Annotated in this window: 12 protein-coding genes; 11 read left to right on the top strand and 1 reads right to left on the bottom strand. The window is 42.1% G+C overall.

The window, feature by feature from the left end:
• Positions 1 to 128 precede the first annotated feature (128 nt).
• Together I2F76_RS08030 and I2F76_RS08025 are read left to right on the top strand one after the other, a co-directional pair.
• Positions 129 to 974, top strand: a complete 846-nt coding sequence (locus I2F76_RS08030) for an alpha/beta hydrolase (protein ID WP_195487609.1) — start codon at positions 129 to 131, stop codon at positions 972 to 974.
• 168 nt (positions 975 to 1,142) lie between these two features.
• Positions 1,143 to 2,153, top strand: a complete 1,011-nt coding sequence (locus tag I2F76_RS08025) for a DUF1002 domain-containing protein (RefSeq protein WP_195487608.1) — start codon at positions 1,143 to 1,145, stop codon at positions 2,151 to 2,153.
• Positions 2,154 to 2,322: 169 nt separating this feature from the next.
• Here I2F76_RS08025 and guaA read toward each other — a convergent pair whose 3' ends face one another.
• A complete protein-coding gene (gene guaA, locus I2F76_RS08020; RefSeq protein ID WP_023918114.1) occupies positions 2,323 to 3,888 on the bottom strand; it encodes a glutamine-hydrolyzing GMP synthase in 1,566 nt (521 codons plus the stop codon).
• A 128-nt stretch (positions 3,889 to 4,016) separates the two neighbouring features.
• Here guaA and I2F76_RS08015 point away from each other — a divergent pair, with 128 nt between their 5' ends.
• The 9 genes from I2F76_RS08015 (at position 4,017) to ffh (ending at position 12,405) form a co-directional block, all read left to right on the top strand.
• Positions 4,017 to 4,715 (top strand): GntR family transcriptional regulator, encoded by a 699-nt coding sequence (locus I2F76_RS08015; RefSeq protein ID WP_003007291.1) that lies wholly within the window; start codon positions 4,017 to 4,019, stop codon positions 4,713 to 4,715.
• Positions 4,716 to 4,943: 228 nt separating this feature from the next.
• Positions 4,944 to 6,221: a glycosyltransferase gene (locus tag I2F76_RS08010; RefSeq protein WP_195487607.1), complete on the top strand. Its 1,278-nt coding sequence runs from the start codon at positions 4,944 to 4,946 to the stop codon at positions 6,219 to 6,221.
• Positions 6,218 to 7,195, top strand: a complete 978-nt coding sequence (locus tag I2F76_RS08005; RefSeq protein ID WP_195487606.1) for an NAD-dependent epimerase/dehydratase family protein — start codon at positions 6,218 to 6,220, stop codon at positions 7,193 to 7,195. The genes I2F76_RS08010 and I2F76_RS08005 overlap by 4 nt, the downstream gene beginning before the upstream one ends.
• Entirely contained in the window at positions 7,170 to 7,997 is an 828-nt protein-coding gene (locus I2F76_RS08000; protein ID WP_129824885.1) for an MBL fold metallo-hydrolase, read from the top strand. The genes I2F76_RS08005 and I2F76_RS08000 overlap by 26 nt, the downstream gene beginning before the upstream one ends.
• The gene (locus I2F76_RS07995; RefSeq protein ID WP_195487605.1) at positions 7,963 to 9,228 is read left to right on the top strand and encodes a F390 synthetase-related protein; all 1,266 of its coding nucleotides are present in this window, start codon (positions 7,963 to 7,965) and stop codon (positions 9,226 to 9,228) included. Before I2F76_RS08000 ends, I2F76_RS07995 begins: the two co-directional genes overlap by 35 nt.
• Before the next feature lie 12 nt (positions 9,229 to 9,240).
• The gene (locus tag I2F76_RS07990) at positions 9,241 to 10,185 is read left to right on the top strand and encodes a 3-oxoacyl-[acyl-carrier-protein] synthase III C-terminal domain-containing protein (protein WP_195487604.1); all 945 of its coding nucleotides are present in this window, start codon (positions 9,241 to 9,243) and stop codon (positions 10,183 to 10,185) included.
• A gap of 80 nt (positions 10,186 to 10,265) precedes the next feature.
• Entirely contained in the window at positions 10,266 to 10,598 is a 333-nt protein-coding gene (locus I2F76_RS07985; protein ID WP_003001435.1) for a putative DNA-binding protein, read from the top strand.
• A gap of 2 nt (positions 10,599 to 10,600) precedes the next feature.
• Positions 10,601 to 10,816 carry a 2-oxoglutarate:acceptor oxidoreductase gene (locus tag I2F76_RS10590; protein WP_229289729.1) on the top strand — a complete coding sequence of 72 codons (216 nt, stop codon included), beginning with the start codon at positions 10,601 to 10,603 and terminating at the stop codon, positions 10,814 to 10,816.
• A gap of 17 nt (positions 10,817 to 10,833) precedes the next feature.
• The gene (gene ffh, locus I2F76_RS07980; RefSeq protein WP_049483257.1) at positions 10,834 to 12,405 is read left to right on the top strand and encodes a signal recognition particle protein; all 1,572 of its coding nucleotides are present in this window, start codon (positions 10,834 to 10,836) and stop codon (positions 12,403 to 12,405) included.
• Positions 12,406 to 12,420: the final 15 nt, after the last annotated feature.

Raw genomic sequence — 12,420 nt, 5'->3', positions numbered from 1 at the left:
TGTCCCAGCCTCTCTTATAATCTATAAATCTTTTTGTGTATTCTGACTTTTGATTCTTAGTATTTTGAAATCATTGAATAGCTATGATAAAATACTAGTTAGTTTTAAATTATCTTGAGGTGTTTCTATTGAACAAAAAATCAATCTACGGGCTATTTCTTGGGCTGATTCTCCTATGTATCGCTTTTTTGGGGAAGTCACAACAAAAAACGCAGCTGGACCACACTAATTACCTACAAAATACTCGTCCTACCTTATTTTTTCATGGTTATGGCTCGAGTGCCAATGCAGAAAAACACATGACAGATGCGGCAAAAAAGGCAGGGGTTACTGAGACCGTCATTACTGCAAACGTGTCTACCGATGGACAAGTAAAGCTGACAGGGACCATTCCCAAAGGTGCGGTCAATCCAATTATCAAAGTGGAATACCAAAACAATCGCACGCCCGATCCAAAAGTCATCAGCCATTATGCCTATCAGGTAGTTAAAAAACTTCAAGATACCTACCATTTTAAAGAGATGAACGTCGTCGCTCATTCTATGGGAAATATGTCCGTCTTATATTATCTTCTGGAACATGGAAGTGATGAGAATCTGCCAAAAATTGTCAAGCAGGTCGCCATTGCCAACCATGTCGCTGGACTCGAAGGGATGAATTTACCACAAGGTTTGGTTCTAGATACGCAAACTGGTAAACCCTCCGCAATGAATGAGCAGTACCAACAGCTTTTAGGTCTTCGGGAAGTCTATCCAGAAAATCAGATCGATGTACTGAATATCTATGGAGATATCGGTGGAGAAACTGATGGATCGGTTCTCAATGTTTCTTCAAAAGCCCTTCGTTACCTAGTAGCAGAACGTGCAAAAAGCTACCGTGAAGAACAGATTGATGGCAAAGGTGCTCAGCACAGCCAACTTCATGAAAATCCAATAGTAGATAAGTTGTTGATCCAGTTTCTTTGGGGAAAATAAATATGTCATCCTTTCTTAAAAGAAATGTAAGCTTCTTTTAAGAAAGAAACGATATAATAAACATTGAAGTGAATAACTCTTTTATTGGCTTCTTTTTTTCAGCTCTAGTCAGGTGAAATAGTCGATAAAATCTACTCAGCGTGGATATGAGATAGAAAGAAGAGAGAAATGAAATTAAGAAAAATTGCTTTATTTGTGGCGTCGACAGTTGCCCTCTTTAGTGGAATTCCACATGTTTCTGCAGATAGCAATGTCCAGAAAGTCATTGATGAAACTTATGTCAAACCAGACTATGTTTTGGGGTATTCTCTAGACCAAATGCAGATTGAGCAAACCTTGAATTTGCTGAACTATGATAGTTCAAAAGACAAAGAAGAGTGGAAGACTATGACACCAGAGGTCTACTCTTCGATTATGAACGTTGCGAACGATGATAGTCTAGAGCTCTATTCCTCTGTTAAAATTCAAAAATTAGGTAAGAACAAGCCTCTAGAAGTGAATATTGTGACGCCTCAAAACATCACCAAGGTTACTGCAGATATGTATCGGAATGCGGCCGTTACACTTGGTTTGGAGCATGCTCAAATTACAGTCGCATCTCCTGTCCAAGTAACTGGTGAAAGTGCCTTGGCTGGTATCTATTACTCGCTTGAGAAAAATGGTGCCAAAGTTTCTCAAGAAAGCAAAGATCTGGCTCAAGAAGAATTAAAGACTCTATCCGGGATCAATGAAGAAAATGCCGGAAAGAAAAACTTCGATGCTGATAAATTGAACGTGGCATTGACCGACATAAAAACGGCAGTAGCCAATGCCAAACAGAACAATCAGGATTTAAGCAAGGATGATATTCGAAAGATTGTCGAAGAAACCCTGAAAAATTATAAGTTAGATACAACGGTGACAGGCAACCAGATTAATTTGATCGTGAATTTCGCAGTGAATCTTTCAAAGAGTAGCGTCATCAGCAGCAAAAGCTTTACTAAAACCTTGTCGGATCTAAAAGATAGTATCGTAGACAAGGCAGGTGATACCTTTAACAATATCAATCTCAATTTTGATACAAATGCCATTTTAAAAGATAGTGGAAACTTCTTCACAAATGCGTGGAATGCCATTGCTGGCTTCTTCGGAGCCATCTGGAATGCCATTGTCAAATTCTTTAGTAGTTTGGTTGGATAAACATAGCACAAAAGCACTGCTGACAAGAAGTCAGAGTGCTTTTTGCGTTTGATTACCTATTTTTAGAACTGCTAAATTCTTATTTTAAGCTAGTTAATCAAGGTCCCACGGACCTTAAACTTGCTCTATTATTTTATGCTCATGAAAAAAGGTCCCACGGACCTTTTTTTTATTCCCACTCTACAGTTGCAGGTGGTTTACTTGTGATATCGTAGACGATGCGGTTGACGTGGTCAACTTCATTTACGATACGGACTGAGATTTTTTGGAGGACTTCCCATGGAATCTTCGCAAAGTCTGCTGTCATTCCATCGATAGAAGTGATAGCACGAATGGCAATAGTGTAGTCATACGTACGGCCGTCACCCATAACACCTACTGAACGAACGCCTGTGTTGACAGTGAAGTATTGCCAGATATCGCGGTCAAGACCAGCTTTGGCGATTTCTTCACGGAGGATAGCGTCAGATTCACGAACGGTTTCGAGTTTTTCTTCAGTGATTTCTCCCATAACACGGATGGCAAGACCTGGTCCTGGGAATGGTTGGCGCCATACGATGTGGTCTGGCATGCCAAGCTCTGTACCAAGCGCACGAACTTCATCCTTGTAAAGAGTGTTCAGTGGCTCGATCAGTTCAAACTGCATGTCTTCTGGAAGTCCACCCACATTGTGGTGAGACTTGATAGTTTGAGCAGTATCCGTACCAGACTCGATCACGTCAGTGTAGAGAGTTCCTTGTGCCAAGAATTTCACATCTTTGAGTTTACTTGCTTCGTCATCAAAGACATAAACAAACTCGTTACCGATGATCTTCCGTTTTTTCTCAGGATCAGATACACCTGCTAACTTATCAAGGAAACGTTTTGCAGCGTCTGCTTTGACAATGTTCAAACCAAACTTACCACCAAGCATATCCATCACTTGGTCAGCTTCTCCTTTACGAAGAAGACCGTGGTCTACAAAGATACAGATCAATTGATCGCCGATGGCTTTTTGAAGGAGAACCCCAACAACGGAAGAGTCAACACCACCTGAAAGACCAAGAAGGACACGTTTGTCTCCGACGGTTTCACGGATTTTTTTGATCTGCATGTCAATGAAGTTGTCCATGGTCCAGTCACCTTTAGCCCCACAGATGTTCAAGGCAAAGTTACGCAAGATGTCATAACCGTGAACAGAGTGACGAACCTCAGGGTGGAATTGGATTCCGTAGATTTTCTTGTCTGGATTTTCAATCGATGCAAATGGACAGTCAGCAGAAGTACCAGTGCGGATAAAGTCAGCCGGAATTTCTGTAACAGCATCCCCGTGGCTCATCAAGACCAATTGTTTGTCTGGTGTGCCGGCAAAAAGAGCAGAAGATTCTGTCAAATTCAGTTCAGATTGACCATATTCGCGGTTACCAGCATCACCTGCAGGAACGACCTTCCCACCCAATTTATGGGTTAACAATTGCATCCCGTAACAGATTCCAAGGATTGGAATACCGAGTTCAAAAATTTCAGGATCGATATCAAAAGAACCTTCCTCGTATACAGAGTTTGGTCCACCTGAAAGAACGATCCCAACTGGATTGATTGCACGAACTTCATCAGCAGAAATCTTGTGGCTCTTCAACTCTGAGAAGACTCCAATTTCACGAATCCGACGTGAAATAAGCTGATTGTATTGGCTACCGTAGTCAAGCACGATGATTTTTTCAACATCATGCAAATCAGTTGATAGGTTTGTCATCTTATCCCCTTCTTAAAGAAATTTACTTTCCTCTATTCTAACACAAAAGCCTTGTCTTTACCAATCTCTGATTGAAGAATTAGGAATTTTACGCTACAATAGAGATAACACAGAGAAAGAGCAAGGTTATGATTCCAGCTTACATTCAAATTCATGATCAGATTAAGTCTGAGATTGATCAAAAAATATGGAAAATCGGGGAGCGTCTTCCCAGCGAACGCGATCTAGCTGAGAAATTTCAAGTGAGTCGGATGACTCTTAGGCAAGCTATTACCCTTCTGGTCGAAGAAGGAGTGCTTGAAAGACGAGTAGGAAGTGGCACATTTATCACTAGCACGCGCGTCCAAGAAAAAATGCGAGGCACAACCAGTTTTACAGAAATTATGAAATCGCAAGGCAAGGAACCTTCTAGCCAAGTGATATCTTATCGTAAAACCATTCCTAGTCTCCAAGAAGTGGACAAATTGGGCATCGATAAGACAGAAACCATCATTCGGATGGAGCGGGTCCGGTATGCTGATGGGATCCCTGTTGTTTATGAAGTGGCCTCTATTCCAGAGAAATTTATTAAGAATTTCAATCGCGAAGAGGTTACCAGCCATTTCTTCCAAACCTTGGAGCGTCATGGTTATAAGATTGGAAAGTCGCACCAGACCATCTATGCGCGATTGGCCAAGGATAAGATTGCGGAGTACTTACAGATTTCAAAAGGGCAGGCTATTTTAGGTCTGACACAGGTTTCCTATTTTGAAGATGGGACGGCTTTTGAGTATGTAAAAAGTCAGTATGTCGGCGAGCGGTTCGAATTTTATTTAGAAAATAACTAAGCTCGCAAATCGTAAAAATAGAAAACTCTTCAAATGTGTGAGAGCTCACTCTCTTTGGCATTTGGGAGCTTTTTTTAGGTTGAAATCATTCTTTCTAAATAGTGATAGTACGGTCAAAAATAAAAGATTTAAAAAAATTTTATTTTTTCTTCAATTTTTGATTTTTTTTACGAATTAATAGATAGAAGCAGGTTTTAAAGCTTAATAAGAGATATAAGGCAGGAAAAAATGAAAAAAATTAAAATAGATGTGGTAGCTGTTCCCTTGAGCGGGCATCTGTACCCAACTTTAAATCTCGTTAAACCCTTGTTAGATGATCCTTCGATGGAGATCCGGGTTTTCACAGGACCTCAGAAAAAGGCCGTTGCAGAAAGTCTTGGCTTCACTGTCGTTCCAATTCTAGAGGACAAAGTAGAAGAATTTGAACGCGCGGCGAATAACGATAAGAAACTCAATCTTTTTTCAGCTTATCGGCAATTATCCAAGAGTCTGGATTTGATTAATCATGTATCGGATCAATTGTTAGAGGAGTGGCGCGTCAATCGTCCAGATATTGTGATTGCTGACTTTATCACTCTATCAGCTGGTTTTGTGGCAGAAGAGTTGGAAATTCCTTGGATTACCACCATGGCGACACAATTTGCAATCGAAACTCCTTATGGTCCTCCTTGCTTCTTCGGAGGGATGGGAGTCGCGCGCACAAAGAAGGAAGAGAAGGTACAAGCACTATGCCGTAAACTCACGCGCATTGGAAAATACTGTGGGGCTTTCCTCTTACGCAAACGCTTAAAACGTTACAATTTCAAGTTGTACAATCAAAATGGAGTGGAGACCATCTACTCTCCTTATGCCATCTTTGGAATTGGTATGATGGAGCTAGAGTTAAAAACACACTTCCCTCATCAATATGCCTGGCTTGGCCCTTTGGGGACTTCTCTTGAAAAAGCTGAAGATTATCCTTTAGATCTCAGTCCTTACGAGGACAAGACGAAGGTACTCGTGACATGTGGAACCCAGTTGCCTTGGGCAAAGGAGAATTTGCTAGAACAAACCAAGCATTTGGCCAAAGAGCATCCAGAATGTCACTTTTTCGTCACCTTAGGTGATGGGGCAAAAGACTTTTCTGAAGAAGAAGTAGCACCAAATGTGACGGTTGTCTCATATCTGCCCTACAAAGAATATATTCCGCAGATGGACTATGTCATTCATCATGGAGGAGCTGGAATCTTTTATCAGTGTATCGAATTTAAAAAACCAGCCTTGATCTTGCCACATGATTATGACCAATTTGACTATGCGATTCGAGGAGTAGAAGCAGGAATTGCTTTTCAAGCACATCGCAATCGCACCGAAGAGATTCAAGCAGGTTTTAATGCCCTATTAGAAAAAGAATCTTGGGAAAAGTTAGAAAGATTAAACAAACTTTCAAAAACCTACAAGCCGTTGGATACCTTGGAGTTTGAGATTCAACGATTATTAAGACGTGGAACGGATGGGAAACTATGAAAATTCTTGTAACAGGTGCGACTGGCTTCCTTGGAAAATATGTGATCGATGAGTTGTTGGCTCACGATTATTCCATTGTAGCCTTTGGCCGAAATGAAAAAATTGGGAAGGCCCTGGAAAATGAGCGCGTCCAATTTGTGAAAGGGGATTTGAGCGCTATTGAGGAATTAAGACAAGCCTTTCAGTCTGTTGATGCTGTGGTTCACGCTGGAGCTTTATCAACTGCCTGGGGACCTTGGAAGGCCTTCTATCAGGCGAATGTAGTTGGTACTCAAAATGTCCTTGACTTGTGCCGTGAATATGCGGTAAAACGCTTGGTTTACGTATCTTCTCCCAGTATTTACGCAGCTGGAAAAGACCAATTAAACATTAAGGAAAGCGATGCTCCAAAAGAAAATCACCTCAACAATTACATCCGAAGCAAATTGGCGTCTGAAAAACTTTTTTCTGACTATCCAGATGTGCCAAGTATCATCTTACGTCCTAGAGGATTATTTGGTGTGGGGGATACCAGTATTTTGCCTCGTGTCTTACGCCTCAGTCGAAAAATTGGAATTCCTTTGATTCGTGGAGGAGAGCAGCTTATGGATATGACCTGTGTGGAGAATGTTGCCCTAGCCATTCGCTTGGCTCTGGAAGCAAAAGAAGCACACGGACAAGTTTATAATATTACAAATGGAGAACCAAAGACCTTTAAGTATTTGATCGAAACAACATTAAAGGGATTAGGAGAGCCGATTCGCTATCGGAAAATTCCGGCAGGTCTGGTAGCAGGTGCGGCCTATAGCCTTGAAGGAGTGTATCGATTCTTTCATCTGAAAGCTGAACCCCCATTGACTCGCTATACCTATTATCTCCTTCGATATAGCCAAACCCTCGATATTCAAAAGGCTCAAACCGAACTTGGCTACTATCCAAAAATGACCATTGAAGAAGGGATTGACAACTATGTCCAACATGATCAAGCGTATTGATTATTTTCCAGCAGGCTATTGTAGCAGTCATTCTGGTCTCTTATTTAAAGGGATTCCAAATGAAAAAATGCAATTTCCAGCAGGTGTCTTTTTGATTCATCATCGTGAAAAAGGCTATATTTTGTACGATACCGGCTATCACTACGAGATTAAGAAAAAAGCTCGGTATTTCTGGTACCGTCTAGCCACACCAATGCAGATGAAAAAAGAAGACCAGATCGATTATTTATTGCAAGAGCGTGGGATTGATCCAGCAGATATTACTTATGTGATTCTTTCTCATTTGCACCCTGATCATCTCGGTGGAGCAGCCCTTTTTCCAAATGCTCATTTCTTTGTCAGTCAGGAAGTCTATGAGGTGTACCAAAAACCGAAATTTAAAGATCTAATTTTTAAAGAGTTTTTGCCAGCTGATTTCAAGGATCGGGTGACTTGTCTCAAAGCAAATCAAAGGCATCCTGCTTTCCCTTACCTCCCGACTGCGGATCTTTTTGGGGATGGGAGCATTCTTGTTTCGTCCATCGATGGGCATGCGAGAGGGCAAGGCTGTCTTTATCTGGATGAGCTCAAGCTCTTTATTGGAGCAGATCTTTCTTGGGGAGTAGACCTCTTGCCTTACACAGGGCAAATGCGACTGATTCCTTCCTTGGTTCAGGATGATAAGAAGGCTTATCTTAAAGGAACTGAGTTGCTGGAAACACTCTTGCAGGATGGCATTCAAGTTGTGGTCAGCCACGACCCACAAGAACGGATTGAAAGGATTTTAAATGAAAAAAACAGTCTTTCTGAAAACCTTTATTGAAACCAGATGGTGCCATCGATTCCGTTCAAGGGAAGCCTTAGAAAGGTACCAAAAAAAGCAATTGGCGCGTTACCATGCTTTTATCACCTCTCAATCTCCCTATTTTCAAACCCATTCTCCCGAATCCTTTGGAACCATGGATAAAACCTTCATGATGACACATTTCAATGAGCTCAATACCCTAGGGGTGGATCGAGATCGGGCTTTAGAGATGGCGATTCGCGGAGAACAAACACGAGATTTTACCGAGATGAATGGAGAAGTAGCAGTAGGTTTGTCTTCTGGAACCTCCGGTCACCGAGGAGTTTTTGTCACCACAGAAAAAGAAAGAAGTATGTGGGCTGCAGCGATTCTAGCCAAGATGCTACCGAAAGGAAAACTGTTTGGTCATCGCATTGCCTTTTTCTTACGAGCGGACAATGAACTCTATCAAACCATTAATTCAAGCCTTATCCGCTTGGAATATTTTGATATTTTCAAGGATAGCAAGGAGCATTTAGAGCGTCTCAAAGACTATCAACCAACCATTGTGGTTGCACCAGCTTCGACCTTGATTGAGTTAGCTAACTATGTCAGCAATCAGCAACTTGCGATTCAACCTGTCAAGGTTGTTTCTGTCGCAGAGATCCTAGAAGATCGAGATGCTGAGACCATCGCCAAAGCTTTTCAACTAGACAAGGTTGATCAGGTCTACCAAGCGACAGAGGGGTTTTTAGCTTGTACCTGTTCAGAAGGCAATCTACATCTCAATGAAGATATTTTGTCTGTTGAAAAAGAGTATCTATATGATAGCCGCTTTTATCCGATTATTACAGATTTCAAACGAACCAGTCAACCCATCTATCGCTACCGCCTCAATGATATTTTGGTGGAAGAAAAGTCCCCTTGCCCTTGTGGTTCCGTCTTTACTCGAATCGCAAAGATCGAAGGACGATCGGACGATATCTTCTATTTCAATAAAGAAGATGGCAGTAGCCAGATGATCTATCCGGATTTTATTCGACGGTGCATTCTCTTTGTCGAAAATATTCAGGACTATCAAGTAACTCAGTTGGCAGATGGATCCATTACCATTGCCTTGAGTCACCGGACAGAGTCTATGGAGCAAGCGATTTTTGCTCAATTTGAACTCTTAGCTCAGCAGAAACAATTCATTCTCCCAAGTATTCATTTTATCGATTACCAATGGGACCCAACACGTAAATTAAAACGTGTTCAACGACTTCAATAAAAGGAGAATCCTATGACTACTGTAAAAAGACATTTGCAAATTAAAGGCTATGGAACAGCGCTTCCAGCTCATACCGTGACTTTCAAAGACCAAACTCGTTACCGCGTGAAAGAAGGAGAAGAAACACAGATTGATCTTGCAGCGCGTGCGATTGAAGCGGCTTTAAACCATGCAGGACTTAAGATGGCAGACATCGACTGCCTGGTTTCGGCTAGTGCGGTTGGCGTTCAGCCCATTCCTTGTACAGCAGCTCTGATCCATGAGCGCGTGGCCAAGGGACTGACGATTCCTGCTATGGATATCAATACCACTTGTACCAGTTTTGTATCTGCTTTAAGCACTGTTTCTTATCTGATTGAAGGTGGTGAATACCAACGGGTTCTGATTGTATCTAGTGAAGTAGGGAGCCTAGGGCTGAATCCTAAACAAAAAGAAAGCTTTGAATTGTTTAGTGATGGAGCTGCAGCCTTTATTTTTGAAGCAACAAAGGAAGATAAAGGAATCATTGCCAGTATGCAACGTACCTGGTCTGAGGGAGCCCATGATACTGAAATTCGTGGTGGTTTGACAGCTTATCATCCGAAATTGTACTCTGAAGCAACCAAGACTGATTTCATGTTTGATATGAAAGGGAAGAAAATCCTCTTACTTTCTGCCCGTGTTATTCCAGAAATGTTCCAAGAAGTCCAAGAAAAATCAGGCATTTCTAAAGATGCTGTAGACTATATTATTCCTCACCAAGCAAGTCGCGCCTTACCACTTGTCATGGACAAATTGGGCGTCGGCAAAGACAAGTACCTCAATATTGTCAGTGATTATGGAAATATGGTTTCGGTAGCCGTACCTTTCGGCCTAGCCTATGCACTGGATCATGGCTATGTGAAGGAAGGAGATACCATCTTCTTGATGGGAACTGCAGCAGGGATGACGGTCAATATGTTGGCACTGAAACTTTAATGATGAATCCTCTTATTTCAAGCTCAAAAAGCATCAAGTCCCGCTAGTCTTTAGCGGGCTTTTTTGATATAATGAAAGGTATGGAAATTGAGAAAACCAACCGAATGAATGCGCTCTTTGAGTTTTATGCAGCGCTCTTGACGGACAAGCAGATGAACTACATCGAGCTCTACTACGCAGATGACTACAGCTTGGCTGAGATTGCAGAAGAGTTTGGAGTGAGCCGTCAAGCGGTCTATGACAATATTAAACGTACAGAAAAGATTTTGGAAGATTACGAAATGAAACTCCATATGTATTCCGATTACATTGTACGCAGCCAGATTTTTGATCAGATTTTAGAACGCTATCCGGAAGATACTTTTCTACAAGAGCAGGTTGAAATTTTATCAAGCATTGACAATCGGGAGTGATTATGGGCAGTCTCGTCATTTATCAAGGAATACCTTGCAAACTATTAGTCGTACAGGAAGTATTTCCTACTCGACTACAGATTATCTCGCCCAATGATATCTCCAAAGCTATGCAAATAGGTTTTAGCTGTTGGGGATATCCAAAAGAAATCATGAAAGAAGTCACACCCGAAGAACTAGAATGTTTGCAACATTTCGGACGATTTCCACTGAATTGAAAAAATAGGAGAAAATAATGGCATTTGAAAGTTTAACCGAACGTTTACAAAACGTCTTTAAAAATCTTCGTAAGAAAGGGAAAATCTCTGAAGCGGATGTCCAAGAGGCAACCAAAGAGATTCGTCTAGCCCTCTTAGAGGCCGACGTTGCCCTTCCTGTTGTAAAAGACTTCATCAAACGCGTCCGCGAGCGTGCTGTAGGTCATGAAGTCATCGAAACCCTCAACCCTGCCCAACAAATCGTGAAGATTGTCGATGAAGAATTGACAGCGATTTTAGGATCAGAAACAGCAGAAATTATCAAATCTCCAAAGATTCCAACCATTATCATGATGGTCGGTCTTCAAGGGGCTGGTAAAACAACTTTTGCGGGTAAATTAGCCAACAAATTGGTCAAGGAAGAGAATGCACGTCCTTTGATGATTGCGGCCGATATCTATCGTCCAGCAGCCATCGACCAGTTGAAGACCCTTGGTCAACAGATCAATGTCCCTGTCTTCTCACTCGGTACAGAAGTCCCTGCAGTAGAGATCGTTCGTCAAGGTTTGGAGCAAGCGAGAGCCAACCACAATGACTATGTCTTGATCGATACGGCTGGTCGTCTGCAAATCGATGAAAAACTCATGGGTGAATTGCGCGACGTCAAAGCCCTTGCTGAGCCAAATGAAATCCTCTTGGTTGTCGATGCCATGATCGGTCAAGAAGCGGCCAATGTGGCGCGTGAGTTTAACGAACAACTCGAAGTGACTGGGGTCATCTTGACCAAGATCGATGGGGATACCCGTGGTGGTGCAGCCCTTTCTGTCCGTCAGATTACTGGGAAACCAATCAAGTTTACTGGTACTGGTGAAAAAATCACGGATATCGAAACCTTCCACCCAGACCGTATGTCTGGCCGGATCCTCGGTATGGGGGATATGCTGACACTGATCGAGAAGGCTTCTCAAGAATACGATGAGAAACGCTCTCTTGAACTCGCTGAGAAGATGCGGGAAAACACCTTTGACTTCAACGATTTCATCGATCAGTTAGACCAAGTTCAAAACATGGGACCAATGGAAGATCTGCTCAAAATGCTTCCAGGGATGGCCAACAATCCAGCTATGAAGAACCTTAAGGTTGATGAACGAGAAATTGCTCGCAAACGTGCAATTGTATCATCCATGACCCCAGCTGAACGAGAAAATCCAGATTTGTTAAATCCAAGCCGTCGTCGTCGGATTGCTGCTGGTTCAGGAAATAGCTTTGTCGAAGTCAATAAATTCATCAAGGACTTTAACCAAGCCAAACAGATGATGCAAGGCGTCCTCTCTGGCGATATGAATAAGATGATGAAACAAATGGGGCTCAATCCAAATAACATGCCGAAGAATATGCCTGGTGGAATGCCTGATATGTCTGCCCTCGAAGGCTTGATGGGACAAGGTGGCATGCCTGACTTGTCAGCTATTGGTGGAGGCGCTGGAATGCCTGATATGAGCCAAATGTTTGGCGGTGGTCTCAAAGGAAAAGCCGGCGAATTTATGATGAAACGGGCAATGAACAAGATGGCCAAACAAATGCGCAAAAATAAGAAAAAACGGAAATAATCGTTTCTAAGAGGG

This window comes from Streptococcus parasanguinis (genome assembly GCF_015557775.1).
GTDB lineage: Bacteria > Bacillota > Bacilli > Lactobacillales > Streptococcaceae > Streptococcus > Streptococcus parasanguinis_AA.
This window is presented reverse-complemented; position numbering and strand designations above follow the sequence as displayed.

Excerpts from the sequence above, each read along its gene's own strand:
- I2F76_RS08025 (WP_195487608.1), top strand. The coding sequence starts at position 1,143 with ATGAAATTAAGAAAAATTGCTTTATTTGTGGCGTCGACAGTTGCCCTC.
- guaA (WP_023918114.1), bottom strand. The coding sequence starts at position 3,888 with ATGACAAACCTATCAACTGATTTGCATGATGTTGAAAAAATCATCGTG.
- I2F76_RS08015 (WP_003007291.1), top strand. The coding sequence starts at position 4,017 with ATGATTCCAGCTTACATTCAAATTCATGATCAGATTAAGTCTGAGATT.
- I2F76_RS08010 (WP_195487607.1), top strand. The coding sequence starts at position 4,944 with ATGAAAAAAATTAAAATAGATGTGGTAGCTGTTCCCTTGAGCGGGCAT.
- I2F76_RS08005 (WP_195487606.1), top strand. The coding sequence starts at position 6,218 with ATGAAAATTCTTGTAACAGGTGCGACTGGCTTCCTTGGAAAATATGTG.
- I2F76_RS08000 (WP_129824885.1), top strand. The coding sequence starts at position 7,170 with ATGTCCAACATGATCAAGCGTATTGATTATTTTCCAGCAGGCTATTGT.
- I2F76_RS07995 (WP_195487605.1), top strand. The coding sequence starts at position 7,963 with ATGAAAAAAACAGTCTTTCTGAAAACCTTTATTGAAACCAGATGGTGC.
- I2F76_RS07990 (WP_195487604.1), top strand. The coding sequence starts at position 9,241 with ATGACTACTGTAAAAAGACATTTGCAAATTAAAGGCTATGGAACAGCG.
- I2F76_RS07985 (WP_003001435.1), top strand. The coding sequence starts at position 10,266 with ATGGAAATTGAGAAAACCAACCGAATGAATGCGCTCTTTGAGTTTTAT.
- I2F76_RS10590 (WP_229289729.1), top strand. The coding sequence starts at position 10,601 with ATGGGCAGTCTCGTCATTTATCAAGGAATACCTTGCAAACTATTAGTC.
- ffh (WP_049483257.1), top strand. The coding sequence starts at position 10,834 with ATGGCATTTGAAAGTTTAACCGAACGTTTACAAAACGTCTTTAAAAAT.